This is a genomic window from Nocardioides szechwanensis (assembly GCF_900103935.1).
GTDB lineage: Bacteria > Actinomycetota > Actinomycetes > Propionibacteriales > Nocardioidaceae > Nocardioides > Nocardioides szechwanensis.
In genome coordinates this window covers 609,347-634,813 of sequence record NZ_FNIC01000001.1, presented here as the reverse complement: position 1 = coordinate 634,813, position 25,467 = coordinate 609,347, and the positions used below count along the sequence as shown (strand labels likewise).

Below are 25,467 nucleotides of genomic sequence, written 5' to 3'. Positions count from 1 at the left end.
TGGTCACTCCCCCGGGAACCCGGGCAGGAACTCGCCCGTGGGGATCGCGGCCAGGTTCACGGCGTAGGCGTCGAACCAGGGACCGGTGCCGATGATGTTGCCCAGGATCGAGACGTAGGGGCCGAGCGCCTTGAGCGTCGCCTTGAGCTGCTTCTCCTTGCCGTTGAGCAGGGTGAGCAGGTCGTCGAGCTCGCGCAGCGCGGGCCCGATCTGGGCCTGGTTGTCGGTCGCGACGCCGCGCAGCTCGACGGCGAGGCTGCGCGCGTTGACGAGCAGCTGGTGGATCGCCTGCTTGCGTCGCTGCACCTCCTGGAAGACCAGGTCGCTGCTCTTCATCAGGTCGACGATGTCTTCGCTGCGCTCGGCCAGCAGGGCGCTGACGTTCTTGGAGCTCGCGAGCAGCCCCTGGATCTGCTCGTCGCGCGAGGCGACGGTGCGCGAGAGCCGCGAGATCCCGTCGAAGCTGGCCTCGATCTCGGGCGCCGCGGCGACGACGGTGTCGGACACGACCCCGAGCGCCTCGACGAGCTGGTCCTTGTCGATCTCCTCGGTGGTGGTCGTCAGGTCACCGAAGACGCCCACGATGTCGTAGGCCGACTCGGTGCGCTCGACGGGGATCCGGGTGTCCTCGGAGAGCTGTCCGTCACCGGCCGGCGTGAGCTCGAGGTACTTCTCGCCGAGCAGGTTGAGGACCTCGATCGACGCCTCGCTCTCGTTGCCGAACTCGACGCCGTTGTCGACCTCGAACTTCACGACGACCAGGCCGTCCTCGAGGCTGACGTCCTGGACACGACCGACGCGCATGCCGCCGACCTGGACCATGTTGCCGCGGTGGATGCCGCTGGCGTCGCTGAACTCCGCGACGTACGAGGTGCCGCCGAAGCCGGGGAACTTCGAGAGGTTGAAGGCCGCCGCCATGATCACGAGCATCACGACGAGCGCCATCGCGCCCAGGCGGAGGATCTGGGCCTCGCTGTAGCGCCTCATCGGTTGCACCTCTCTGCGGAGGAGTGGAACTCGATGTCGGTGAGGCCCTCGAGCAGCTGGTTGAGCAGCGCCGGGGGGATGCCCGGGATGTCCATCTCGGGGAGCGTGATCGTGCCGGAGAAGCCGCAGATGTAGTAGCTGTACCAGGAGCCGTAAGTGCCGGTCCGGGTCTGGTCGGTCATCGACTCCGGCAGCCGGTCGAGCAGCTCGACGATCTGGTCGCGGTTGGCCTTCTTGTTGAGCAGCGCGGCGAGCTGGCGCAGCTCGGCGATGTCGGCCTTGAGCACCGGCCGGCTCTCGCGCAGCAGGTCGGCGAGTACGACGGTCAGGTCGCTGATGTTGCTCAGGGACGACCCGATCGTGCCGCGGTCGCGGGCCAGGTCGCCCATCCAGCCCTTGAGCTCGACCACGAGGCTGGAGAGCTGGCGGCGCCGGCTGTCGACGGTCGAGAGGGTGCTGCTCAGGTTGGTGATGACCTCGCCGATCAGCTGGTCGCGGTCGGCGAGGGCGTTGGTCAGCGACGCGGTGTGCTCGAGCAGGCCGCGGACGGTGCCGCCCTCGCCCTGCAGGACCTGGATGAGGTTGAGGGACAAGTCGTTGACCTGGTCGGGCTGGAGCGCCTGGAAGAGCGGCTTGAACCCGTTGAACAGGGTGGTCAGGTCGAGGGCCGGGCTGGTCTGCTCGATCGGCAGCGTGTCGCCGTCGTCGAGCGGCTCGGCCTGCGCGGAGGCGCCTTCCTCGAGGGCGAGGTAGCGGTCGCCCACCAGGTTGAGGAAGCGGATCTCGGCGCGCGAGGCAGTGGTCATCGGGACGTCGGCCTTGACCCGGAAGGTCACGATCGCGTTGTTGCGGTCGTAGTGCTCGACGTCCTTGACCTCACCGACGCTGACTCCGGCGACTCGGACGTCGTCGCCCTTCTGGAGCATGGAGGCGGTGCTGAAGATCGCCTTGTACTCCTTGCCCGCCCCGAAGCCGACGTTGCCCATGATCGCGGCGAGCAGGCCGGTCACGAGGATCGAGATGACCGTGAAGATGCCGAGCTTGATGCCGGCGGCCATGGTGACGGAGTTGCGCGACATCAGCGGCCACCTCCCTGGACGACCGGGCCGTAGAGCAGCGAGCCGAGCGAGCCGTAGCTGTCGGCGGGCTCACCGGACTCGCCGGCCAGCAGCGCGTTGACGATGGTCTGCTCGGCCTCGCTGCCGGCGTAGCCGCTGGACATGCCGGCACCGAAGCCGCGCTGGGCTGCGGCGTCCGCCTCGACGCGGGAGAGGCCGGGGAGCGGGATCGCCGGGAAGTCGCTCGAGGGCGGGTTGTCGTCGATGTCGGTGCCGTCCTTGAAGGAGTTGGGCCCGATCGGCACCGGCGGGAACGGCAGCCCGGAGCACCACGGCCCGTGGCCGACCTCGCCGTACTCCGGTAGGTCGCGCTGGTCGTAGGCGCGGTACTGCGCGGTGCCGAACTCGATGTACTGCTTGACCTGGTTGCCCTCGAAGGTGCTGGCGAGCACCGGCCGGTAGCGGGCCGCGCCCCGGAGCAGGCAGGGGAACTCGGGCGAGTAGACGTCGAGGAGCCGCAGTACCGGCTCGGTGACCTGGCCGAGACGGATCATGTCGGACTCGTTGTCGGCCAGGATCCGGGTGGTGGTGGTCGCGAGGCCGGCGACGTCGGTGAAGAACACGTCGAGCTGCTTACGGTTGTCGAGCACGGTCTGGCTGGTCACGGTCAGGTTGCGCAGCACGCCGATCAGGTCGGGGGCGGCCAGGTCGTAGGTGTCGGCGACGTCGGCGAGCGTGATCAGGTCCTGGCGCAGCGTCGGCAGGCTGCCCTCGATGGCGGTGAGGTAGCCGTCGAGCTGGTCGAGGGTCTCGCCGAGCTCCTCGCCGCGACCCTCGAAGGCGGTGGCGAGCGCGTTGAGGGTCATGTTGAGGTCGGCCGGGCTGACCGCACGCAGCAGGGGGAAGAGGTTGGCCAGGATCCGGCTCAGCTCGACGTTGGTCTCGACCCGGTCGGAGGGGATCTCCGCGCCGTCCTCGAGGCTCTGCGACGACGGAGCGTCGGGCCGGACGAACGCGATGTACTTCTGGCCGAACAGCGTGGTCGGGAGGATCTCGACCAGCACGTTGTCCGGGATCTCCTTGGCGGCGGCGGGCTCGAGGGCGACCTCGATCGAGGCCTCCTCGCCGTCCTGCTCGACGCTGCGGACCTGGCCGACCAGGGCTCCGTTGAGCCGCACGTCACCGAACTTCGCCAGCTGGAGGCCGGCCCGGTCGGCCTTGATCGTGACGGTCGTGACCGTGTCGAACTTCTTCTGGTAGATCGCGATCGAGAACCACACGAGCGTGGACATGACGGCGATGAAGACGACGCCGGCGACCAGCAACCGGCGGTGCTCCGCCGGACTGTCGTGGTGGATGTTGACCAACATGCCCATGCCCGGCTACCCCGTGATCCGCACAGTGGTGGTGGAGCCCCAGATGGCGAAGCTGAGGAAGAAGTCGGCGACCACCGTGAACACGATGCTGGTGCGGATCGCGCGGCCGACCGCCATGCCCACGCCGGCCGGTCCGCCGGAGGCGGTGTAGCCGTAGTAGCAGTGGATCAGGATGATCGCGGCCGCGAGGAAAAGCAGCTTGAAGAACGACCACAGGATGTCGATCGGTGGCAGGAACTGTAGGAAGTAGTGGTCGTAGGTGCCGGACGACTGCCCGTAGACGTAGACCGTGATCAGCCGCGGCGAGAGGTAGGACGCGCTCAGCGCCACGACGTACAGCGGGATGACCGCGATGAACGCGGCGATCATCCGGGTCGTGACCAGGAACGGAAGCGACGGGATGCCCATGACCTCGAGGGCGTCGATCTCCTCCGAGATGCGCATGGCACCGAGCCGGGCGGTGTAGCCGCAGCCGACGGTCGCTGCCAAGGCGATCGAGGAGATCAGCGGCGCGACCTCGCGGGTGTTGAAGTAGGCCGAGATGAACGCGCTGAACTTCGCGACCCCGAGCTGGCTGAGCGACGCGTAGCCCTGGATGCCGACCTCGGTGCCGGCGAAGAACGCCAGGAACGCGATGACACCGACCGTGCCGGCGATGAGGGTCAGGCCGCCCGCACCGAAGGCCACCTCGGCGAGGGTGTTCTTGATCTCGCGCGGGTAGCGCTTGATCGCGCGGGGCGTCCAGGCGAGCGCCTTGACGTAGAACATCAGCTGGTCGCCGTAGGCCTCCAAGGACCTACGGCGTCCGTCGACGACCGCTCCCGCGATGGATCCGATGCTCGCCATGTCAGAGCCCCGGGGGTGGGACGACTTGGAAGTAGATGGCCGTGATGACCGCGTTGATGAAGAACAGCAGCATGAACGCCACGATCACGGACTCGTTGACCGCGCGGCCCACGCCGCTCGGCCCGCCACCGGCGTTAAGGCCCTTGTAGGCGCCGACGATGGCGGCCATCCCACCGAACACGACGGCCTTGATGATCGCGATGTAGAGGTCGGTCAGCGACGCGAGCGCGGTGAACGACGACAGGAACGCGCCGGCGGAACCGCCCTGGATGATCACGGTGAAGAAGTAGCCGCCGCCGATGCCGGCACCGATCACGATCCCGATGATCATCAGCGCCACGAACATGGTGGCGACCACCCGCGGGACCACGAGCCGCTCGATGGGGTCGACACCCAGGACCTCCATGGCGTCGATCTCCTCGCGGATCTTGCGCGCCCCCATGTCGGAACAGATCGCCGAACCGGCCGCGCCGGCGATGATCAGCGCCGCCGCGATCGGTGCCGCCTCACGTACGACGGCCAGCACCGCGGTGGCGCCGGCGAACGACTGGGCGCCCAGCTGACCGGTCAGGTTGCCGACCTGGAGCGAGATCACGGCGCCGAACGGGATGGAGACCAGGATCGTCGGCATCAGAGTGACGCTGGTGATGAACCAGGCCTGCTCCACGAACTCGCGGAACTGGAAGGGCCGGGTGAACATCCGCTTGACGACCTCGACGGTCATCGCCGACAGCTCACCGGGTCCACGGAGGACCGACACAGCGCTGAACGCCATCGGTCGGTCACCTCCCCATAAATGCGACGACCGCCACAATAGAACGTGTTCTCGTTCAGGGACAACGAGACACGTCTTTAGTGGCGACCAGCATCCCCCGCCGAGGCTGTTACCCGGCCGAAACAGGCTAACTCCGGCCCGCTCCCTAGGATGCCGATTGTGGAATTGTCGGGTGAGGATCTCTGGGGCGCCTTCGCGCTGGACCCGCGTGACCCTGCCAACGGCGGTCTCCGGGCTTCCGACCAGGACCGCGAGGTGGTCCGCGGCCTGCTCGCCACGGCGTACGCCGACGGCCGCCTGGACCGCGAGGAGTTCGACGAGCGCAGCGACAGGGTCGCCGCAGCGCGGCTCCTGGGAGACGTGCCGGCGATCGTCGACGACCTCGTACCGGTCACCCCGGCGACCGGCAGGTCGCTGTCTTGCGTCCCCCTGGCCGACCGGGCCGACGTGGCCGCGCGTGCGCAGCGGCGCTACGAGAGCGACCGCCGCGAGGCACTCCTCGGTTTCCTCGGCCCGAGCCTGATCTGCGTCGTCGTCTGGGCCGTCGTGATGTACGGCGGGTTCTTCTGGCCGGGCTTCGTGATCGCCGGCACCGGGATCAACCTGATCCGGACGCTGGTCCGGCGCCAAGACATCGTCGAGGGCCACGTGCGCCGGTTGGAGAAGAAGCAGGCCAAGCAGGTCCGGCAGCTCGAAGGGCAGCCCGAGGCCAAGCCCCCGACGGACGACGCGGAGGATCCGACGTGAGCAAGCTCGCGGCCGCCCGGGACCACCCGTCAGCCGTGCTGCTCGCGGCCCAGCTGGTCGCGGTCCTGGCCTACCCCTTCCTGTCCGACTCCGCGCCCGGCCGGGCAGTGGTGGGAGTCGGTCAGATGGGGGTGGTGCTGATCGCCGTCTGGGCAGTCCGGCGCACCCCAGCCCTCAGCTGGGTCGCGGTGCTGCTGGGGGGTCCGGCGATGCTCTTTACGATCTTCGAGGCCGTTCAGCCGGACACCAGCTGGGTGGTGCTGGTGTCGGCACTGTTCCACGTGCCCTTCTACTTCTTCATCTCCTACGGGATGGTCCGCTACCTCTTCCACGACGACCGCGTCACCCGGGACGAGCTCTACGCCACGGGAGCCGCGTTCACGGTCGTGGCCTGGGGCTTCGCCTACGTCTACGCCGCCGCCCAGGTCATCTGGCCGGGCTCCTTCGTCGGCCTGGACGGCACCGGCGACCGGGCGTGGTTCGAGCTGCTCTACCTGTCGTTCACGACCCTGACCAGCGTGGGCCTCTCCGACATCGTCCCGATCCAGGACCACGCCCGTTCGCTGGTGATGATCCAGCAGATCGCCGGCGTGTTCTACGTCGCGCTCGTCGTCGCGCGTCTCGTGGGCCTCAACGCGATCCGCCACTCGAACCCCCCTGGCTAGGCGTCGTCCCAGCCGTCGGGGCGGTGCTTCTTCGGCAGCTTGGCCACGACCAGCCGGTAGGACTCGTCGACCGCGTCGAGGAGGTCCTCGTCGGGGATCGCGCCGCTGAACGACAGGTCGTTCCAGCCGGACCGCCCGATGTAGGCCATCACGGTGGCCTCGCCGGGGAACCGGTCCAGCCACTCGTCGGCCGCCTCGCGGCTGGGTCCGCCCTTGATCCCGACTCCCCCACTGCCGAGGAACGCGAAGATCTTGCCGCGCTCACCCTCACCGACCTTGATCACCGGGTGCTCGTGGTCGCTCGTGTTGTCTTGTCCGTGATCAGCCTCCGGGCCGCCTCCCCACGGCCAGTGCTCCCAGGCGCCGGGCTTCGCCAGGCAGTGCTCGCGCATCTCGTCGGCGTTCATGGACCCACGGTAGGACCCGTGACAATCAGTGCTGCCAGACCTTTACTGACGAGATCACCAGCAACGCGGCAAGGAGTGGCACCAACACCACCTCGGGCACTACGCCCAGGAGTAGGCCGCCGGCGACTGTCCCCAGGACCGAGCCCAGCGCCATCGCCACGAGGAACGTCTTGCTGGCGGCGAGGATTGCGAAGGACTGATCGCGGCTGTAGCGCGCGAAGGCCACGAGCATGGTCGGCAGCGAGACAGCGAGGGACAGGCTTCCCGCGACCTTAACGTCAACGGCGTACAGCAGCACGATGGTGGGGATGAGGAGCTCGCCGCCAGCCACCCCCATCAGGGCCGCCACCACGCCGATGCCGGCACCTGCGACGACGCCGGCGGCGAACAGCGCCGACCCGTCGAGAGCCAGCGGCGCAAAGTCGCCGAGGTGGGTGACTAGCAGCACCCCAGCGATCAGCACCAACAGGACCGCGAGGACCCGGTAGAGGGTTGCGGACGCCATCCGAGTCGCCCAGGTCGCGCCCGCCCACGCTCCGACCAGGCTGCCGACCAGGAGGTTGACCACGACCAGCCACTCCGCCGTCACCTGGTCGTAGGAAACACCCAGCAGCCGAGCCGGCAGGGCCGCGGTCACCACCACCAGGCTCATCGCCTTGTTGAGGATCACCGCCTGGAGCGCAACGAACCCGAATACTCCGATGAGCAGCGGCAGCCGGAACTCAGCGCCGCCGAGGCCGATCATGCCGCCGAGCAAGCCAATGGCCCCCCCGGACGCCGCGGCCAGCAGGAGCGACTGTGACCGGGCGGGTTGAGCGGTGCACGCGTCGGCCGTCACAGCATGAGCTCGCGGCTGAACAGACCGTGGTCGCTCATGTTGTCTTGTCCGTGATCAGCCTCCGGGTCGCCTCCCCACGGCCAGTCCTCCCAGGCACCCGGCTTGGCCAGGCAGGGGGCAAGCATCCTGTCCGCATCCATTCCGAGATCGTAGGCACGGTTCCAGCCACTTGCATCCGGTACTCAGGTCCAGGTTTACCGTCATGGGCATGGACCTGTTGAACATCGACGCCTGCACCCTTCCGACGCTCGAGAGACCGCTGCGCCTCTCCGAGTTCGATGCGCTGTTCCGGGAGTCACTGACCTCAGTGGAGCAGCACGGAGACGTGGCCGTGCTCCACCTCACCGGCCGGCCGGGTCTGGTCACCCGGATACACGACCTCACCGACCGAGAGGCCGACTGCTGCACCTTCTTCGGCTTCGAGGTCGAGGGCACGGACGACGACCTCGCCCTCCGGATCACGGTCACGCCCGAGAGGGCCGACGTGCTCACGGCCCTGGTGACCCGCGCCCAGCAGGCCAACGCATGAGCCTGCGAGCCGGCCAGGTGGCCGACGCGGCAGGCGTCAACCGCGAGACCCTGCGCTACTACGAGCGCCGTGGGCTGTTGGAGACACCCGACCGCAGCGCCGGCGGTCATCGCCTCTACGACGACGCGACGGTCACCACGCTGCGTGTCATCAAGGCCGCCCAGCGGTTGGGCTTCACCCTCGACGAAGTGGCCGATCTTCTAGAAGTCGGCCGCAACCGCGGCCGGGACATCGGCCTCCACGTGCGAGCACGGGAGAAGCTGGTCGAGGTCGAGGCCCGCCTCGCAGACCTCCAGACCATCAAGGCGTCGTTGCTCGCCGCCATCGACGCTGGCTGCGACGACCTGCACGCCTGTGCCGGCAACGCCTGCTGCCCGATCCCCTTCACCGCACTCACCGTCCGCCCCCACTCACCGGAGGTCCCCCGATGACGTTTCAAGGAAGGCACGCCGTCGGTGCCGCCGCGGCCGCGTGCGCGGTCTGCTGCGCCCCGCTCCTGCTGACAGCGATCGGGATCGGGATCGGCGTGACCGGCGCGGCCGCGACGGCCGCCTCTGTGGCCTTCGCGGGCGTGACCTTCGCCGTCGTGGTCGCCCTGCTCACGCTGGCCGCCGCGGTGACGGCGCAGAGGAACCGGCAGCAACACGCGGCCGCCTGCGCGTGCGCAGCGACCGTCGAGATCGGCGGCGCGCCTCCATCGTAGGTTTTCCCCATGGACACCTGGCGCAGCATCGGACTTTTCATCGCGGCGGCCGTGGCCGAGATCGGGGGCGCCTGGCTCGTCTGGCAAGGCGTACGCGAGCACCGAGGGTGGGTCTGGATCGGCCTCGGCATGATCGCCCTCAGCATCTACGGCTTCGTCGCCACGCTCCAGCCCGACGCGAACTTCGGGCGCATCTTGGCGGCGTACGGCGGTGTGTTCGTCGCGGGTTCGCTCGCGTGGGGCATGGTGATCGACGGCTTCAAGCCGGACCGCTACGACGTGGTCGGCGCACTCATCTGCCTGGTGGGCGTCGCAGGGATCATGTACGCCCCGCGCTCGGCCATCTGAGCCGGCAGGGGCTGATCGCTCAGGTCCCCGCGGTCGACGATGCGCCCACCGACCCGGGGCTCGAGGACCGTCTCCACGATCGGTACGCCGAGCAGGTTGTGCTCGCGCGGCTTGACCGCGTCGAACCGCTGCGTGAAGACCTCGAAGGCCCGTTCGGGAGTGCCGTTCACGACGATGTGGCGTCGCACCAGGGGTCCTGCGTCATCGTTCCTCCTCGAACATGTTCTCCTCGAAGCTCTCGAGGGTTCGGCGCCAGAACGTGTCGAGCTGGTCACGCAGGGCGGCGACTCCGTGCTCGTTGAGGCGGTACCTCCGCCTGGTGCCCTCGGCCCGGTCGCTCACCATGCCCACGTGCTTGAGCACCTTCAGGTGCTGTGAGACCGCCGGCTGACTGACCGGCAACGCGTCGGTCAGCTCGCCCACCGTGCGCTCACCCTCGGCCAGCTCGAGCACGATGGCGCGGCGCGTGCGGTCCGCCAGGGCCGACCAGGCCTCGTCCGCTTCATAAGTCATGACGAATAGAAGTTAGGACTTATGAACGCCCCAGGTCAAGAGGTACGCCGAGGGCGCGGCCCAGCTCCTCGGCCAGGCTTTCCGCATACACGGCGGTCACATGGTTGTTGTCCGTGTAGGTGACCATGTCGCCGACGACGAACGTGCACCGGTCACGCCAACACAGCCAGGGCTCGGGACGTACGACGCGAACGTCGCGCGACTCCGCCGCGCGCAGGGAGGCATAGGCGTCACGCTCGTGGCCGCGGTCGGGCGTGAACGTGCAGTCGCTCAGGTCGGCACCGCGGCGCGTGAGGCAGCCCGCCGCGTTGCGGTTCGCCCACGGCACGTCGCGCAGGAGCGCGACCGAGTCGCTGTACGGCGCGACGGCGTCGAAGCTGCGCTCCCAGCCGGCCTGAAGGAGGTCGCCGCGATCCTGGCTCGCGGTGACCTGGCCGTCCGGGCCGTAGATGGGCACGTTGGGCCCGGCGCCGGCGAGCACCGTCAGGTCGGGGCTGAGCTCCGCGACGCGATCCACCACCCACTCGCGGAAGTCCGGGCAGCCGTCCCACGGTCCGGCGTCCGGCGCGTTCTCGTGACCGATGCTCAGGTCGGCCGGACCACACAAGGGCTTGACGAAATAGTAGGCCCGGTAGCCGTGCTCGCGGGCGAGCTCGTCGAAGGCCGAGATCCACATCTGGGCGTGGGAGTCGCCCCAGAGGACCAGCGTCCGCTCGCCGGTCGGGTCCCCGCGCGGGCAGACCTGGCGCGCGTCGGGTGGGCTGTAGTCGCAGTCGCCGACCCCGGCCACGGCCTCGTCGAGCTCCAGCGGGCTGGGCCGCAGCGAGCTCGGGATGGCAGCCCCCTGATCCGCCGCGTAGAGCGACGCCTGCACCAGCGCCACGGCCCGGTCCTTGCTGAGGTCGACCGAAGTGTCCTGCCGGATCCCCGAGTTGCCGACCGTGATCGCCGGGTCGTCGCCGAATCCGCCCACGAGGTAGTGGGCGTAGACGGACGCCGTCCCCCAGACGAGCACCACGCCCACCGCTGTCGCCGGGTAGAGCAGGAGGCCGCGGCGTACCGACCGGTTGCGGGGGTTGCGGGGGTTGCGGAACGGCGTCTCGACGAAGCGGTAGGTCAGGTACGACAGCAGGAAGGTCGCCCCGACCAGTCCAAGGCGCACTGGAGCGCTGACCTCGCCATCTCGCTCGGCCAGGACCAGCAGCGGCCAGTGCCAGAGGTAGAGCGAGTAGGACCAGTCACCCACGACCCGCATCGGCGGCACGCCGAGCAGCCGCGAGGAGACCGGCTCGCGGCCGACGACCTCGGCTCCAGCCAGCAGCAGCGCCCCGGCACCCAGGACGGGGAGGGCCATGGCGCTCGGCGACACCTGCACGTGGCCACCGAAGCTGACGCACGCGAAAGCGATGGCCGCCAGGCCGGCGACGGCCAGGGCCGTGCGCGCTGCGGGTCGCAGCCGAGTCCGAACGACGGGAAGCACGAGCGCGACCGCGGCGCCGACCCCGAGCTCCCAGGCGCGCGCGAACGTCGAGAAGTACGCGTTCGTGGCATCGGTGCCGGCGGCCACGGCGCCGTACCCGAACGACGCCGCGACGACGGCCAGCAGGATCGGGACGGCGACAGCCCGCGAGAGTCCGCGCGGACCCTGGTCGGTCCTGTCGGGTCGGCGCCACCGGGTCAGCAGGACGCAGCCGAGCAGGATCAGGGGCCAGGCCAGGTAGAACTGCTCCTCGACCGACAGCGACCAGAAGTGCTGCAGCGGGGAGAGCACCCGGTCCTGGTCGAAGTAGTCGGTCCCGACCGCGGCGAAGTGGATGTTGGCCGCGAAGAACGTGGCCCAGACGGCGTCTCCGCTGACGTCGAGCAGCTCGTTCGCGGGGAGGAGGACCAGCGACACCGCCACCGTCGCGACCAGGACCAGCGTGGCGGCCGGCAGGATCCGTCGGGCTCGCCGGGCGTAGAAGCGGGGCAGGGAGAGGGTCCCCGACCTGTCGGCCTCGCGGAGCAGCAGCTGGGTGATCAGGAAGCCCGAGATCACGAAGAACACGTCGACACCGACGTAGCCGCCGCCCAGCCCCGGCAGGCCGTAGTGCGACGCGATGACGACGAGCACGGCGATCGCCCGGAGGCCCTGGATGTCGGCCCGCTGGCGGTGTGGCTCCGACGCGGTGGGGGTGAGCGCCTGCATCTGCTCCACCTCCACGGGTCCAACCTAGTCCCGCGCCGGCCAGGCTGGTGGGCCTGCACGGCCGTGGGCAGGTGAGGTCGCATGCCACCGTCACCTAGTCTCCAGGGCGTGACCAATGAGGTACCTGACCGGAGTCGCTTCAGGACATGGCTGCTCGCGAGCGAGCAGCAGCCCGACCCCAGCGGCTTCTACGAAGGTGAGCAGGAGGCGACCGCTCACCAGCACGTGAAGCCGTGGTGGAAGGTCATGTGCCTGACCGGCGTGGACTACTTCTCCACGCTTGGCTACCAGCCCGGCATCGCCGCTCTGGCCGCCGGCGCCCTCGCGCCGATCGCCACGCTCGTCCTCGTGCTGGTCACGCTGTTCGGTGCGTTGCCCATGTACCGACGGGTCGCCAAGGAGAGCCCTCACGGCGACGGCAGCCTGTCGATGCTCGAGCGGCTCCTGTCGTACTGGCCGAGCAAGGTCCTGGTCCTGTCGCTCATCGGGTTCGTCGCCACGGGCTTCATCATCACCATCACCCTCTCGGCGGCCGACGCCTCTGCCCACCTGGTGGAGAACCCGTTCCTCACCGACGCGCTGCACGGCCGAAAGGTGTGGCTGACGTTGGCCCTCCTGGTGATGCTGGCGGCGGTCTTCCTCAAGGGCTTCGGTGAGGCGATCGGCATCGCAGTGGTGCTGGTGGTCGCCTACATCGGCCTGAGCGCCGTCGTCGTCGCCAACGGCTTCTGGCACATCATCGAGAACCCCGGCACCTTCACCGACTGGACCAACGCCGTGAGCGACGCTCACGCCTCGCCGCTGGCCGTCCTCGGCGCCTCCCTGCTGGTCTTCCCGGCGCTGGCACTGGGCCTGTCGGGGTTCGAGACCGGCGTCGTGGTCATGCCACTCGTCAAGGGCGACCCGACCGACACGGTCGCCGAGCCGGTGGGCCGCATCCGCAACGCCAAGAAGCTGCTCACCACCGCCGCACTGATCATGTCGGTGATGCTGATGGGCTCGGCCATCGTCACCACGTTCCTCATTCCTGCGGCCGAGTTCGAACCCGGGGGTGAGGCCAACGGGCGCGCACTGGCGTTCTTGGCACATGAGAACCTCGGCGACGGGTTCGGCACCGTCTACGACGTCGCGACCATCGCCATCTTGTGGTTCGCCGGATCGTCGGCCATGGCCGGGCTGCTCAACATCGTCCCCCGCTACCTGCCCCGCTACGGGATGGCGCCCGACTGGGCCCGCGCCACCCGTCCGCTGGTTCTGGTCTTCACGCTGATCTCTGCGGTCGTCACCGTCGCCTTCCGGGCCGACGTGGACGCCCAGGCGGGCGCCTACGCCACCGGCGTACTCGCCCTGATGACCTCCGCGGCGGTCGCGGTCACCCTGACCGAGTGGCGGCGAGGGCACCGCGGCGCCGCAGCCTTCTTCGGGGTGGTGGCGGCCGTCTTCATCTACACGATCTCGGTCACCATCCTGGACCGCCCCGAGGGTCTGCTCATCGCGCTGATCTTCATCGCGATGATCGTGGTCATCTCGCTGGTCTCCCGGATCAGCCGCTCCACCGAGCTGCGCGTGCAGAAGGTCACCTTCGACGACGGCGCTCAGGAGCTGCTCGACGAGGTCCTGGTGAAGAACGCCCCGGTGCGGTTCATAGCGAACAAGACCCAAGCCGGGGACCACGAGGAGTACCACGAGAAGTCCCTCGACGTGCGACTCGACAACCACCTCGACATCAGCGAGACGGCTGTGTTCCTGGAGGTCGAGGTCAACGACGCGAGCGACTTCTCCACGCAGGTCGAGGTCACCGCCGCACGGGTCGGGCACCACCGTGTGCTCCGCGCCGTCGGACCCAGCGTGCCCAACGTGCTGGCCGCAGTCCTGCTGGCAGTGAGCGACCAGGACGACATGCGCTCCCACATCTACTTCGAGTGGTCCGAGAGGGGACCCGGCCAGAACGCACTCAGGTTCCTGTTCGCGGGTGAGGGCGACGTCCCGCCACTCACGCACGAGATCCTGCGTCGCGCGGTCCCGGACGCCGCCAAGCGGCCTGTCGTCCACGTCGGAGGCTGACCCGGCCGTGCAACACCTCCAGATCACCTCTCCCCAGCACCTGACCGACCAGGTGCTGGCCGTGTTCACCGACGACCCCGCCGTCAGCCAGCTGGCCGTGCTGCGCGGGGCATCCCTGGAGCCCGTCGGAGACATCGTGATGGCGGACGTGGCCCGCGAGGCCACCAACGAGATCCTGGACCAGCTGATCGCCCTGGGTATCCCAGAATGCGGGACCATCCACATCGAGCCGGTCACCACGTGGGTCTCGAGGGCCGGCTTCCGCGCCGAACGCCACACCCCCGGGTCCAGCGCCGACGCGGTCGTCTGGGCCGACGTCACCCAACGCGCCTACGAGGAGACCGAGCTCAACTGGACCTACCTGTCGTTCATGACCATGGCGACCCTGCTGGCTGGCATCGCCGTCGTGGTGGACTCTCAGGTCCTCGTCATCGGCGCGATGGTCCTGGGACCGGAGTTCGTGGCCATCGCCGCACTAGGGCTCGCCCTCGTGCGTCGACGCGGCAACCTGTTCGCACTGGCCGGCCGCACCCTGCTCGTCGGCTTCGGCGTCGCCATCGCCGCCACCACCGTCGCGGCCCTTGTCGCCCGGGCACTCGGATGGGTGGTGAGTGAGGACGTGACGGGTGACCGGCCAGGCACCGACTTCATCTACTCACCCGACAAGTGGTCCTTCATCGTCGCTCTCATCGCCGCCGCCGCGGGGGTGCTCTCCCTGACCAGCGCGAAGGTGGGCGGGCTGTCCGGGGTGTTCATCTCCGTGACCACCGTCCCCGCCGCAGGCAACGTCGCCCTCGGTGTCGCCTTCGGCGCGTGGGACGAGGTCTCGGGGAGCGCGATCCAGCTGGCACTGAACATCTCCGGCATGATCCTGGCCGGTTGGGCGACGCTGGCGGTGCAGCACCTGGTCTGGAACCGCATGGCCAGTCACCGGCAACGGACCCTGGGCCGACACGAGGGGTGACCGCGGGCCTGGTCACATCTGTCGACGATCTGACCAATCCGGTTCGCCTGTGACGCCGAACACCCTCACAACCCGGCTCAATGGACGAGCCCGGGGCGCACCCATGGCGTGCACGCACCGAGGCGCCCCATCCGTGCCGACCCAAGGAGTAATCGTCGATGTCTCAATCACGACTCAACCAGCGGCGCGCGGGTGTAGCCCTCATGGCTGCCGGCGGGCTGCTCGCCACGGCCGGTCTCGCCGGTCTCGGCCCGCTGTCCGCCACGGCCTCCAGCCACCGCGAGGCGCCACTCATCGCGGGCCTTCCGCAGTACGACAACACGGACCTCTACGCGTTCCGTAGCCCCGAGCGCCCGAACACCGTCACGCTCGCGGCCAACTGGATTCCGTTCGAGGAGCCCGCTGGTGGGCCGAACTTCTACAGCTTCGCCACCGATGCCCGCTACGACATCCACATCGACAACGACGCGGACGCCAAGCCGGACGTGACGTTCCGGTGGACGTTCAAGGACCACTACCGGTCCAAGAACACCTTCCTCTACGCCAACGGCCCGGTGACGTCACTGGACGACACGAACCTGAACTTCTACCAGACCTACCGGCTCGTCCGGATCAAGGGGAAGTCCACCAAGGTGCTGGTCAAGAGCCGCAAGGTCGCGCCGTCCAACATCGGCGAGGCGTCGATGCCCGACTACGCGAAGCTGCGCAACCAGGCGACCACCAACATCGGAACGAACGTGCAGTCCTTCGTCGGCCAGGCCGAGGACCCGTTCTTCTTGGACCTGCGCGTCTTCGACCTGCTCTACGGAGGTGACCTCTCGGAGGTCGGCGACGACACCCTGGACGGCTTCAACGTCAACTCCGTCGCCCTCCAGGTGCCGCGGCGCTGGATCGCGAAGAACGGCAACTCCCAGCAGAACCCCGTCATCGGCACCTGGTCGACGACCTCGAAGAAGTCGGTCGGCGGCGGCTACCGCCAGGTCTCACGACTGGGCAGCCCGCTGGTCAACGAGGTCGTCCTCCCGCTCGCTGTCAAGGACGCGTTCAACGCGTCCGATCCGACGCAGGACGTGGCCGCCCTCAAGTACGTGACCAACCCCGAGCTGCCCAGGCTCATCGAGGCGGTCTACGGCATCAAGGCGCCGAAGACTCCCCGCAACGACCTGGTCTCGGTGTTCCTCACCGGCGTCGAGGGCGTCAACAAGCCCAAGGGCAAGATCACGCCCAGCGAGCAGCTGCGGCTGAACCTGCGGACTCCGATCACGGCCGAGCCGAACCGTCTCGGCGTCATCGGCGGCGACACGCAGGGCTTCCCCAACGGCCGTCGGCTCGCCGACGATGTCGTGGACATCGCCCTGCAGGTCGTCGAAGGCGAGCTGGTCGGCAACCCGAACGACCTGGGAGACGGCGTGGACGCCAACGACGTCGAGTTCGGCGACTCGTTCCCCTACCTGGCGCTCCCCGTGAGCGGCAGTGAGCCGGACCCGCACCCGACCGACCCGGTCAACCAGCCGGCCTCGGCCAAGGGCGTGACCGAGCTCCTGCAGAACGAGACCGTCTCGGCGTCGGCACTCGGCGTGGGAATGCTCGCGCTCCTGATGGGTGGCGCCGGCTTCGCCCGACGCACCCGCCGCGAGAACTGATCCACCCCCTTCGCCCGGCCGCGCGGCCAAGCTGTCGTCGCGCGGCCGGGCTCCACCCCGAAAGGCTCTGCTGATGCTCAAGTACGTCGTGCTCGTCTCCCTTGCCCTGGTGCTGAGCGTCTCCGGAGCCCTCGGCCTGAGCAGGGACGCCGACACCGCCGCATCGTCGCCGCTCGCGGTCGTGCCCGGAGCCAACGCCACCGGCGCAGAGGCCGTTGCCGCCCTCGAGGAGCAGGTACGCCGTGTCCCCGCTGACCACCGCGCCTGGGCCGACCTCGGACTCGCCTACTTCAACCGGGCCGGCGTCACCTTCGAGCAGGACCTCTACGCCAAGGCGGATGCCGCCATCGAGCGCTCCCTGGAGATACTTCCGCAGGGCAACGTCGCCGCCCTGGCCAACGGCTCCGCGATCAGCGCCTCGCACCACGACTTCGTCGCCGCTCTCGAGCAGGCCGACGCCGCACTCGCCATTGCGCCCTACGACCCGATCGCCCTGGGGATCCGGGTAGACGCCCTGACCCAGCTCGGGAAGTACCGCCAGCAGCTGGTCGCCGTGCGCACCGCCGACCGTCGCCAGCCGGGGGTCGGCACCGCGTCGCGGTACTCCTACGCCGTCGAGCTGCGTGGCGACCTCGACCGGGCGCGCGCCCTGCTCATGAGCGGCACGGACTCGACAAACCGCACCGACCTGGCGCACCTGCTGAGCCACGCCGCCGACCTGGACCGTCGTCAGGGTCGCTTGGAGGCCGCGGAGGTCAAGCTCGACCGGGCGCTGAAGGCCGTCCCCGACGACAGGAACACGCTGGTGGGCCTCGCCCTGCTCGACACTGCTCGCGGTGATCTCGAGTCTGCCGTTGCTCGGTGGCAGAAGGTCGTCGCCGCGACCCCGCTCCCCGAGCTCTACATCGAGCTGGGCGAGACTCTCGAAGCACTTGGTCGCGCCGAAGAGGCGCAGCGGGCCTACGACGACTCGCTGGCTGCCGTACGCACCCTCGAGGAGGGCGGCGGCAACATCGACCTCGAGCTGGCCCTGTTCCTGGCCGACCACGGCTCCGCCGCCGAGGCGCTGCCGCTCGCCGAGGCCGAGTGGGCGCGCAGCAAGGGCATCCATGCCGCCGACGGCATGGCTTGGGCCCTGCACGTCAACGGGCGTGACCGAGAGGCACTGCGCTTTGCCCGCCTGGCGACCCGTCTCGACACCCAGGAGCCATCGCTCTGGGCGCACCGCGGCATCATCGAGTCCGCCCTGGGCCTGACCGACCCGGCACGAGCGCATCTCCGGAAGTCCGTCGCGATGGACCCGGGCGAGTCCCCGTGGCAGCGCGCGCAGGCGCAGAGCGCGCTGAAGAAGCTGCCGTCCAGGTGACCGAACGCGCTCAGCTCGGGTCGTAGAGGTAGCTGGCCCCGCCTACGGTGCGGATCCACGTCGTGCGGCTGCCCGCGCGGCGCAGCTTGCGGCGCAGGTTGGCGATGTGCACGTCGACCAGGAAGTCGGACTCGATGAACTCCCCCTGCCAGACCTCGCGGACCAGTTCCTCGCGCTCCCAGGCCTCGCCGGGCCGGGTGGCGAGAGCGCGCAGGAGGTCGAACTCAGCGGGGGTCAGCATCACCCGCTCACCGTCGAGGGTGGCCACGTGACGCGCGGAGTCGAGCACCAGGCCGCCGCCCACGTCGAGCTCCGCGTCGGCCGGTCCCGCGACCGGCGCCGGTTCCTCCACCGAGGAGGCCGGCTCGGACGGCGCGCCGAGGCGGGGACGCCGCAGGAGCGCCGAGACCCGGGCCAGCACCTCGCGCGGCGAGAACGGCTTGTTCATGTAGTCGTCGGCCCCGACCTCGAGGCCGACCAGCCGGTCGGTCTCCGAGGCTCGGCCGGTGATCATGACGACGTACGCGTCACTGAACTCGCGCAGCCGGCGGCACACCTCGGTGCCGTCCATGTCGGGCAGGGTCAGGTCGAGCGTCACCAGGTCGGGCTGGTGCTCACGGACCTTCGCCAGGGCGTCCTCGCCGGTCTCCGCCCAGGAGACCTCGAGCCCGGCCTGCTCGAGTACGAACACGAGCAGGTCGCGGATGTCGGCGTCGTCATCGACGACCAGCACGCGATGCGTGGCTTCCATGTCCCAACCTCCAGCCCCGAGTCCGATGCCCAACCTAGCGAACGCCCGGCGAGCCGGTCGGGCGACCCCGTTCGGGTACCTGTGTCTACGTAGCGCCTGATGCGCATATTGTGGCCGCAGCGTGGGGGCGCTGACGTACGACACCACTCACAGCAGGACCAGCGAAAGGGTGTGGCATGACGTCCCACGTCGAGAGCCTTCGTGATCCCGACGTGGAGGAGCGCCGGCAGCGGGCGGTGGAGAGCCTGCAGATCCTGGGGCCCGGCAAGGACGAGCGCTACGAACGGATCACCAGGCTGGCGCGCCTCTTGTTCGACGTGTCCAGGACGTCCATCACGGTCCTCGACGGCGAGCGCGCGTGGTTCCCGAGCTCCCAGGGCTTCGACGTGGACGAGGTGCCTCGCAGTGAGAGCTTCTGTGACCAGGCCACCGATCTCGGGAGGCTGCTCGTCGTCGAGGACACTGCCGCGGACGAGCGGTTCAAGCACCTGCAACTGGTACGCGACGGTGCTGTCCGGTTCTATGCCGGGCACCCGCTGCGTGACGCGATCGGCAACGTCGTAGGGGTGTTCTGCCTCTACGACTCCAAGCCGCGCACGCTCGAGGGCGAGCTGCTCGACGCCTTCCGGGACATGGCGGCCTGGGCCGAGCAGGAGCTCGTCTCCTCGACCGAGATGTCGCAGGCCGGCCGGGTGCAGGCCTCGCTGCTGCCGTCCAAGCCCATCCGCGTGGGCGAGTGGGACGTCAACGGGCTGTGCCTGCCGGCCCTGGCGGTGGGCGGCGACTTCTACGACTACGGCGTCCTCAACGGCGTCGTGCACCTCGCTCTCGGCGACGTGATGGGCAAGGGCACGGGGGCGGCCCTGGTGGGCGCCGGCGCCCGCGCCGCCATCCGCGGCACCAACTCGGCCGTCACCGCCGGCGTCGACCTCGGCGTGACCGCCACCCAGGTCGCGCGCAGCCTGCTCGCCGACCTCGAGCGCGCAGAGTCCTTCGTGACGCTCTTCCAGACCGCGATCGACCTGGACGACGGCTACACCCGGTACGTCGACGCGGGTTCCGGCCTCTGCCTGGTGGTGACACCGGAGGGCGAGACGATCCGTCTCGACAGCGACGACCGCCCGTTCGGCATCCTGCCCGAGGACCACTGGTCCGAGCACGAGCTGACCCTCGAGCCCGGCGCCCGGATGCTGGTGTTCAGCGACGGGCTGCTCGACCTGATCGACGACCCGATGGAGTGGTGGGTCCCGATCGGCGAGCTGATGCGCGAGGCCGCCGACGCGGACGCGCTGCTGGCCTCGGTGGCCAGGCTGACCCGGGAGCGCACCCCGCTCGACGACGTCACCGCGGTCGCGGTGTTCCGGCGTCATGAGGGCGTCCCGTGACGAGGCGTCTCCTGCTGATTCGCGTCATCGTCGTCCTCACCTCGGTCCTCGGTCTCAACTACGTCGTGTGGCGCTGGCTGGTCTCGGTGAACTGGGACGCCTGGTGGATCGCCGTTCCGCTCATCCTGGCCGAGACCTACAGCCTGATCGACTCGCTGCTGTTCGGGCTCGGCATGTGGCGGCTGAAGGAGCGCGGCACCCCGCCGCCCCCCGAGCCCGGCCTGACCGTGGACGTCTTCATCGCCACCTACAACGAGCCCATCGAGCTCGTCATGACCACGGCGCGGGCCGCCAAGGCGATTGCCTACCCCCACGAGACCTGGATCCTCGACGACGGCAACCGCCCCGAGATGCGGGCCGCAGCCGAGGCGGAGGGCCTCGGGTGGATCACCCGGTCGGCCGACTGGGCGGGAATGCCGCGCCACGCCAAGGCCGGCAACCTCAACAACGCCCTGCTGTCGACCGAGGGCGAGTTCCTGCTCATCCTCGACGCCGACATGATCCCCAAGCCGGAGATGCTCGACCACACCTTGGGGTTCTTCTCCGACGAGTCGATGGCGCTGGTCCAGACCCCGCAGTACTTCACCAACGTCCCGGAGGACGATCCTCTCGGCAGCCAGGCTCCGCTGTTCTACGGACCGATCCAGCAAGGCAAGGACGGCTGGAACTCCGCCTTCTTCTGTGGCTCCAACGCGGTGATCCGCCGCGAGGCGCTCATGCAGCTCGGGGTGTCGCGTTACGTCGGCGAGATCGAGATCGGCGTCCACCGGGCGCTACGCACTGCTCGCACTGTGCTGCGCTCGGCCAAGCGCCGCCTGGGCTCCGACCAGCCCGAGGTACGCGTCGCCCTCGACAACATCCTGCACGAGATCGGCCGGGCCCGCCGCGAGCTGGCGCGAGGCGTGGCGCTCTTCGACGTCACCTACCGCTTCCAGGCCCGGGTCGGCGCCATCCGCCGGGAGCTGGTCGCCTCCGACCTGCACGCCCTCCAGGCGGACCTTGCGATCATCGCCGAGCTCGAGGGGATCTCGGACGACCCGGACCTGGCCCTCGGGACCATCGACGACGGCGTGCTGGAGCAGATGGCCCACCGCGACTGGTCGCCCCTGGGCGCTGTCGAGACTGTCCAGGCACTGGTCAACGCAATCGACGTCGACCGCGGCGGCGAGGCTCAGGCGGTGATGCCCATGGCCACGATCTCGGTCACCGAGGACATGGCGACCTGCATGCGGATCCACGCCCTCGGGTGGAAGACGGCGTACCACGACGAGGTCCTGGCCCTGGGTCTGGCACCGGAGGACCTTCAGACGATGCTGACGCAGCGCCTGCGCTGGGCCCAGGGCACGGTGCAGGTGATGTTCAAGGAGAACCCGCTGGTCCAGAAGGGTCTCTCCGTCGCCCAGCGGCTGATGTACTTCTCCACGATGTGGAGCTACCTGTCGGGCTTCGCCGCGCTCGTCTACATCGCCGCCCCGGTGATCTACCTGACGCTCGGCATCCTGCCCGTGGACGCCTTGAGCACCGACTTCTTCATCCGGCTGATCCCCTTCCTGATCGTCAACCAGCTGCTGTTCTTCGTGGTCGCGGACGGCCGGAAGACCTGGCGTGGCCAGCAGTACTCCCTCGCGCTGTTCCCGGTCTGGATCAAGTCGTTCACCACTGCCTTCGGCAACGTGTTCCTGGGGCGAAGCCTCGACTTCGCGGTCACCCCGAAGACGAAGCGCGAGCCGACGGGACCCGCCTGGCACCTGATCCGCCCGCAGCTCGTGGCGATGGGGGTACTCGCCCTGGCCGTCGTCGTCGGAATCGTCCGCATGGTTGCTGGTCAGGCCAACATCCCCGGGAGCCTCTTCAACATGGTCTGGGTCGCCTTCGACCTGCTGATCTTCTCCGTCATCATCAAGGCAGCGCGTTACCAGGGCTTCCAGCCCGACGTTGCCGTCACCAGTCCCAGCCCCCCAACGCAAGGAGCACCATGATCGAGTTCGGAGTCGACACCCGCGACGACGGGATCGGGGTCGTCACCCCAGAAGGGCGGCTGAACATGGTCTCGGCCCGACGGCTCAAGGAGATCCTTTCCGAGCTGGTCGCCAACGGCACCACCCGAATCGTGGTCGACCTCGGGGAGACCAGCTTCCTGGACTCCTCCGGTCTGGGCGCCCTGGTCGGTGGGCTCAAGTCCGCGCGGCAGGCCGGCGGTGACCTCCGGATCGCCCGGGTCTCCCCCGCCGTCATGACGGTCTTCGAGCTCACCAACCTCGACCGCGTACTCCGTGCCCGCGAGTCGGTCGAGGCCGCTTTCGATGACTGAGCCCATTGCTGCGCGTTCTGTCACCGCCCTCGAAAGCCGTCTCGAGCTCTCCGCACCCGCCACGCCCGAGATCATGGACCTCGTGCACGTCATGCTCGAGCACCTGTGGGGCACGGCCTCCGGGATCTCCGACCGCGACCGGGTCCGGTTCGAGATGTCGGTCATCGAGATCCTGGGCAACGTGGTCGAGCACGCGTACGCCGCCGACAACGTCGACGTCCCCGGTCATGAGGGGCGACGGTTCGAGATCGTGCTGGGTGTCACCGACGAGGCCCTGATGGCGCACCTCGCCGACAACGGGCTGCCGACCGCACTGGACCTCAGCGGGGTCGCCATGCCCGACGAGCTCGCCGAGTCGGGCCGAGGGCTGGCCCTGGCCACCGCGGCATTGGACGAGCTGTCCTACGAGCGGGTCGAGGACCGCAACCTGTGGGACCTCCTGTGCCTGCGCGTGTCCTCCGACTGACCGTCGGTCTGCTGGTCACCCTCGCCGTCCTCGCAGGCTTCGGCGTGGCCGCGCCGGGAGCCGCCGCGCAGACCGACGACCCCGTCCCCGACCTGCCCGTACCCGGCAGTCCCTGGTTCGGGCCGGCGCTGGACTGGGAGGACGACCTGCCCGCCGACTACGCCGGTCGCCTGGGCGAGACGCCCTCGCTCTACTCCCAGCACGTGAGCTACCCCCTCACCGACGACGACACCACCTACCTGGAGCAGTTCGCGCAGCAGAGCGCCACCCAGGGGGCGGTCGCGGTCCTGACGCTGGAGCCCCGGGAGTCGCTCGGCGACCTGACCACGGAGGACGCCGAGGAGCTCGGCGAGCTCCTTGCTGACCTCCACGGCGAGCTCGGCAGCTACTTCCTGGTCCGCTTCGCGCCGGAGATGAACGGCTCGTGGGTCTCCTGGGGCCAGCAGCCGCTCGCCTACGTCGAGGCGTTCCGGACCGTCGCAGCCGCCGTCCACGACGCCACCGAGCACGCCGCGATGGTGTGGTCGCCGGTCTACGGCGCCGGCTACCCGTTCGGTCGCGCCTACGGCGCCGTCGACCTTCGCTCCGATCGGGAGTCCGCCGCGCTCGACACCGACGACGACGACGACGTCGATATCACCGACGACCCCTACGGCCCCTACTTCCCGGGCGACGAGTCGGTCGACTGGGTGGGGCTCACGCTCTACCACTTCGGCGCGGAGTACGACGCGCCCAGCTTCGACACCGACGACGGGGTGGGGCCCGACGAGGAGCAGGAGCCGACTGCCTTCAGCATCAACACCACGCCACGCAGCGACGAGCTCCAGTCGCGCCTCGACGAGACGTGGGGCTACGGCGACGAGCGCCGTCGTACCCCCTTCTACGAGCGGTTCGCCGAGGCCGACGGCCGCCCCATGCTGATGGAGACCGCCGCTCTGTGGACGCCCGACGCGGGCGGAGACTCCGAGCGCGACATCAAGGTGGAGTGGTGGGAGCAGGTCTTCGCCGCGGTCGACGAGTACCCGCTCGTCGCCGGCATCAGCTGGCTCGAGACGAGCCGCCCCGAGGCTGAGGCGGACGACCTCGAGGTCGCCTGGGGCGCGACGCGCACCGAGCAGCTGGTGACGGCCTTGCGTCGCGACCTCGCGGCCGCGGGCCTCGACCTCGGTCCCGTGACCGACGTACTCGACCAGGAGACGGCCAACGAGGCCACCGCGCAGGGGCGCATGCCGACGCGAGCCGAGCTGTCGGACTCCATGAGCTGGATCGCCGGCGGCGTCGGCGCACTCGCGCTGCTCTTCCTGCTCAGCGGGCTGGTGTCCCGGCTACGCCCCGACTGGGGGTACCGGGACCTGCCTGGCAGCTCCCGCGACTTGCGGGTCGACCTCTTCCGTGGCTTCCTGATCTGCACGGTGATCGTCACCCACACCGAGGTCGCCGGGGCGCTGTCGTGGTTCGCGCTCAACGCCTTCGGCGCAATCAGCGGCGCAGAAGCCTTCGTCGCGCTGTCGGGTGTGGTGCTCGGCATGGTCCATCGCAGCCAGGCGGAGCGGGTCGGTGACTGGGCCGCCTCGGTCCTGCGCTGGCAGCGGGCCCGCAAGCTCTACGTCACCGCGCTCGTCGTGGTGCTGCTGGTCTGGCTCCTCGACCTGCTTCCGGGATCCCCCGCGAGCGTCGTCACGACGTTCACCGACCGCGGCACCGGGGCCGACGGAGCCGACGCCGCCGGCCACGTCTACGACCTCTACTACAACGCACCGCGGCTCCTCGACTACCCGCCGCCGTGGTACGCCGTCCGCGAGCTGCTTACCTTGCGGATGGGGCCTTGGGTGCTCAACGTCCTGGGGCTGTTCGTGGTACTCATCGCCCTGGCGCCGGGTCTTCTCCTCCTGCTGCGCCGTCGGCTCTGGTGGGTGGTGCTGGCGATCTCCTGGGGCCTCTACGCCTACGGCACCGCGGTCGACGGGCACGTCCTGCCCTCGCAGTTCGACGACGTCTTCCCGCTGCTCATCTGGCAGGTCGTGTTCGTCACCGGCATGGTGCTCGGCTATCACCGGGCCCAGGTGGTCCGGGCACTGACGACCCGTCCTGGCAAGCTCGGCGTCTCTGCCGTTGTCGTGGGCTACTCCCTGTTGCTCGTCTGGTTGTGGGCGGCGTACGCCGGTCACGTCCCGCACGGCCCGTGGCCGACCGACCTCTTCGCCAGGCTCTACGACGACTACTACGTGCGCGTCTTCCTCCAGGCCGGCCGGCTGTTGGACCTGGCACTGGTCGTCGTAGTGATGTTCGCGTTCCTGTCGGCCTTCTGGCGGCCCGTCAACGCTGCCGTGGGCCGGGTGCTGGTGCCACTCGGCCAGGCGTCGCTCTACGTCTTCGTCATGCACGTGTTCTTCGTCATCGCGGTCGACAACGTCCCCGGCCTCGACCCTACGAGCCCATGGCAGGGCGTGCTCGTGCACCTGACCGAGATCGCGCTCGCCTGGGTCATGGTGAAGCGGGAGTTCTTGTTCTCGGTCGTGCCCCGCTGACGGCGTCCG

At 69.3% G+C, this 25,467-nt stretch carries 26 protein-coding genes; 15 read left to right on the top strand and 11 right to left on the bottom strand.

Annotation, left to right across the window (positions count from 1 at the left end):
* Window positions 1-3: 3 nt before the first annotated feature.
* From BLR90_RS03075 to BLR90_RS03055, 5 genes are read right to left on the bottom strand one after another with little or no spacing between them, the layout of a single operon-like run.
* Window positions 4-987 carry an MCE family protein gene (locus tag BLR90_RS03075; protein WP_091022418.1) on the bottom strand — a complete coding sequence of 328 codons (984 nt, stop codon included), beginning with the start codon at window positions 985-987 and terminating at the stop codon, window positions 4-6.
* The gene (locus tag BLR90_RS03070) at window positions 984-2,066 is read right to left on the bottom strand and encodes an MCE family protein (protein ID WP_091022416.1); all 1,083 of its coding nucleotides are present in this window, start codon (window positions 2,064-2,066) and stop codon (window positions 984-986) included. The genes BLR90_RS03075 and BLR90_RS03070 overlap by 4 nt, the downstream gene beginning before the upstream one ends.
* Complete coding sequence (locus BLR90_RS03065) at window positions 2,066-3,421, bottom strand: MCE family protein (protein ID WP_245715125.1); 1,356 nt, start codon at window positions 3,419-3,421, stop codon at window positions 2,066-2,068. The genes BLR90_RS03070 and BLR90_RS03065 overlap by 1 nt, the downstream gene beginning before the upstream one ends.
* Before the next feature lie 6 nt (window positions 3,422-3,427).
* Window positions 3,428-4,267, bottom strand: a complete 840-nt coding sequence (locus BLR90_RS03060) for an MlaE family ABC transporter permease (RefSeq protein ID WP_091022414.1) — start codon at window positions 4,265-4,267, stop codon at window positions 3,428-3,430.
* A 1-nt stretch (window position 4,268) separates the two neighbouring features.
* Window positions 4,269-5,042 carry an MlaE family ABC transporter permease gene (locus BLR90_RS03055; protein WP_091022412.1) on the bottom strand — a complete coding sequence of 258 codons (774 nt, stop codon included), beginning with the start codon at window positions 5,040-5,042 and terminating at the stop codon, window positions 4,269-4,271.
* A 159-nt stretch (window positions 5,043-5,201) separates the two neighbouring features.
* On the opposite strand from BLR90_RS03055, the gene BLR90_RS03050 reads away from it, so the two are divergent.
* Window positions 5,202-5,789, top strand: coding sequence for a DUF1707 SHOCT-like domain-containing protein (locus BLR90_RS03050; protein WP_245715124.1), 588 nt, complete (start codon window positions 5,202-5,204; stop codon window positions 5,787-5,789).
* The gene (locus BLR90_RS03045; protein WP_091022408.1) at window positions 5,786-6,454 is read left to right on the top strand and encodes a potassium channel family protein; all 669 of its coding nucleotides are present in this window, start codon (window positions 5,786-5,788) and stop codon (window positions 6,452-6,454) included. Before BLR90_RS03050 ends, BLR90_RS03045 begins: the two co-directional genes overlap by 4 nt.
* On the opposite strand, the gene BLR90_RS03040 is transcribed toward BLR90_RS03045, so the two are convergent.
* Genes BLR90_RS03040 through BLR90_RS20860 form a run of 3 tightly spaced genes read right to left on the bottom strand, consistent with a single transcriptional unit; the run spans window position 6,451 to window position 7,839 of the window.
* On the bottom strand, window positions 6,451-6,861 hold the full coding sequence (locus BLR90_RS03040; RefSeq protein WP_091022407.1) for an MmcQ/YjbR family DNA-binding protein: 411 nt from the start codon (window positions 6,859-6,861) through the stop codon (window positions 6,451-6,453). The two genes, BLR90_RS03045 and BLR90_RS03040, sit on opposite strands and share 4 nt — an antisense overlap.
* A gap of 25 nt (window positions 6,862-6,886) precedes the next feature.
* A complete protein-coding gene (locus tag BLR90_RS03035; RefSeq protein ID WP_281245366.1) occupies window positions 6,887-7,699 on the bottom strand; it encodes a sulfite exporter TauE/SafE family protein in 813 nt (270 codons plus the stop codon).
* Window positions 7,696-7,839: an MmcQ/YjbR family DNA-binding protein gene (locus tag BLR90_RS20860; protein WP_170254195.1), complete on the bottom strand. Its 144-nt coding sequence runs from the start codon at window positions 7,837-7,839 to the stop codon at window positions 7,696-7,698. Before BLR90_RS20860 ends, BLR90_RS03035 begins: the two co-directional genes overlap by 4 nt.
* A 68-nt stretch (window positions 7,840-7,907) precedes the next feature.
* On the opposite strand from BLR90_RS20860, the gene BLR90_RS03030 reads away from it, so the two are divergent.
* From BLR90_RS03030 to BLR90_RS03015, 4 genes are read left to right on the top strand one after another with little or no spacing between them, the layout of a single operon-like run.
* Window positions 7,908-8,228 carry a hypothetical protein gene (locus tag BLR90_RS03030; RefSeq protein WP_091023212.1) on the top strand — a complete coding sequence of 107 codons (321 nt, stop codon included), beginning with the start codon at window positions 7,908-7,910 and terminating at the stop codon, window positions 8,226-8,228.
* Window positions 8,225-8,659, top strand: coding sequence for a MerR family transcriptional regulator (locus BLR90_RS03025; protein ID WP_091022405.1), 435 nt, complete (start codon window positions 8,225-8,227; stop codon window positions 8,657-8,659). The genes BLR90_RS03030 and BLR90_RS03025 overlap by 4 nt, the downstream gene beginning before the upstream one ends.
* Entirely contained in the window at window positions 8,656-8,931 is a 276-nt protein-coding gene (locus BLR90_RS03020) for a hypothetical protein (RefSeq protein ID WP_091022403.1), read from the top strand. Before BLR90_RS03025 ends, BLR90_RS03020 begins: the two co-directional genes overlap by 4 nt.
* 9 nt (window positions 8,932-8,940) lie before the next feature.
* Window positions 8,941-9,279, top strand: coding sequence for a YnfA family protein (locus BLR90_RS03015; protein ID WP_091022401.1), 339 nt, complete (start codon window positions 8,941-8,943; stop codon window positions 9,277-9,279).
* 201 nt (window positions 9,280-9,480) lie between these two features.
* Here BLR90_RS03015 and BLR90_RS03005 read toward each other — a convergent pair whose 3' ends face one another.
* Together BLR90_RS03005 and BLR90_RS03000 are read right to left on the bottom strand one after the other, a co-directional pair.
* Window positions 9,481-9,792, bottom strand: a complete 312-nt coding sequence (locus BLR90_RS03005) for an ArsR/SmtB family transcription factor (protein ID WP_143016093.1) — start codon at window positions 9,790-9,792, stop codon at window positions 9,481-9,483.
* A 19-nt stretch (window positions 9,793-9,811) separates the two neighbouring features.
* A complete protein-coding gene (locus tag BLR90_RS03000) occupies window positions 9,812-11,995 on the bottom strand; it encodes an acyltransferase family protein (RefSeq protein WP_091022394.1) in 2,184 nt (727 codons plus the stop codon).
* Window positions 11,996-12,088: 93 nt separating this feature from the next.
* On the opposite strand from BLR90_RS03000, the gene BLR90_RS02995 reads away from it, so the two are divergent.
* The 4 genes from BLR90_RS02995 (at window position 12,089) to BLR90_RS02980 (ending at window position 18,017) form a co-directional block, all read left to right on the top strand.
* Complete coding sequence (locus tag BLR90_RS02995; protein ID WP_245715123.1) at window positions 12,089-14,044, top strand: APC family permease; 1,956 nt, start codon at window positions 12,089-12,091, stop codon at window positions 14,042-14,044.
* A 7-nt stretch (window positions 14,045-14,051) separates the two neighbouring features.
* The gene (locus BLR90_RS02990; protein ID WP_091022392.1) at window positions 14,052-15,008 is read left to right on the top strand and encodes a DUF389 domain-containing protein; all 957 of its coding nucleotides are present in this window, start codon (window positions 14,052-14,054) and stop codon (window positions 15,006-15,008) included.
* Window positions 15,009-15,166: 158 nt separating this feature from the next.
* Complete coding sequence (locus BLR90_RS02985) at window positions 15,167-16,651, top strand: DUF4331 domain-containing protein (protein ID WP_218029296.1); 1,485 nt, start codon at window positions 15,167-15,169, stop codon at window positions 16,649-16,651.
* 73 nt (window positions 16,652-16,724) lie between these two features.
* On the top strand, window positions 16,725-18,017 hold the full coding sequence (locus tag BLR90_RS02980) for a tetratricopeptide repeat protein (protein WP_091022390.1): 1,293 nt from the start codon (window positions 16,725-16,727) through the stop codon (window positions 18,015-18,017).
* Window positions 18,018-18,027: 10 nt separating this feature from the next.
* On the opposite strand, the gene BLR90_RS02975 is transcribed toward BLR90_RS02980, so the two are convergent.
* Window positions 18,028-18,768 (bottom strand): response regulator transcription factor, encoded by a 741-nt coding sequence (locus BLR90_RS02975; RefSeq protein WP_091022388.1) that lies wholly within the window; start codon window positions 18,766-18,768, stop codon window positions 18,028-18,030.
* A gap of 176 nt (window positions 18,769-18,944) precedes the next feature.
* Between BLR90_RS02975 and BLR90_RS02970 the strand changes: the two genes are divergently transcribed.
* From BLR90_RS02970 to opgC, 5 genes are read left to right on the top strand one after another with little or no spacing between them, the layout of a single operon-like run.
* Window positions 18,945-20,153 carry a PP2C family protein-serine/threonine phosphatase gene (locus BLR90_RS02970; protein WP_091022386.1) on the top strand — a complete coding sequence of 403 codons (1,209 nt, stop codon included), beginning with the start codon at window positions 18,945-18,947 and terminating at the stop codon, window positions 20,151-20,153.
* A complete protein-coding gene (locus BLR90_RS02965; protein WP_091022384.1) occupies window positions 20,150-22,132 on the top strand; it encodes a glycosyltransferase in 1,983 nt (660 codons plus the stop codon). Before BLR90_RS02970 ends, BLR90_RS02965 begins: the two co-directional genes overlap by 4 nt.
* Window positions 22,129-22,464, top strand: coding sequence for an STAS domain-containing protein (locus BLR90_RS02960; protein WP_091022382.1), 336 nt, complete (start codon window positions 22,129-22,131; stop codon window positions 22,462-22,464). Before BLR90_RS02965 ends, BLR90_RS02960 begins: the two co-directional genes overlap by 4 nt.
* Window positions 22,457-22,930, top strand: coding sequence for an ATP-binding protein (locus BLR90_RS02955; RefSeq protein ID WP_091022380.1), 474 nt, complete (start codon window positions 22,457-22,459; stop codon window positions 22,928-22,930). The genes BLR90_RS02960 and BLR90_RS02955 overlap by 8 nt, the downstream gene beginning before the upstream one ends.
* On the top strand, window positions 22,906-25,458 hold the full coding sequence (gene opgC / locus BLR90_RS02950) for an OpgC domain-containing protein (protein WP_091022378.1): 2,553 nt from the start codon (window positions 22,906-22,908) through the stop codon (window positions 25,456-25,458). The genes BLR90_RS02955 and opgC overlap by 25 nt, the downstream gene beginning before the upstream one ends.
* Window positions 25,459-25,467 lie beyond the last annotated feature (9 nt).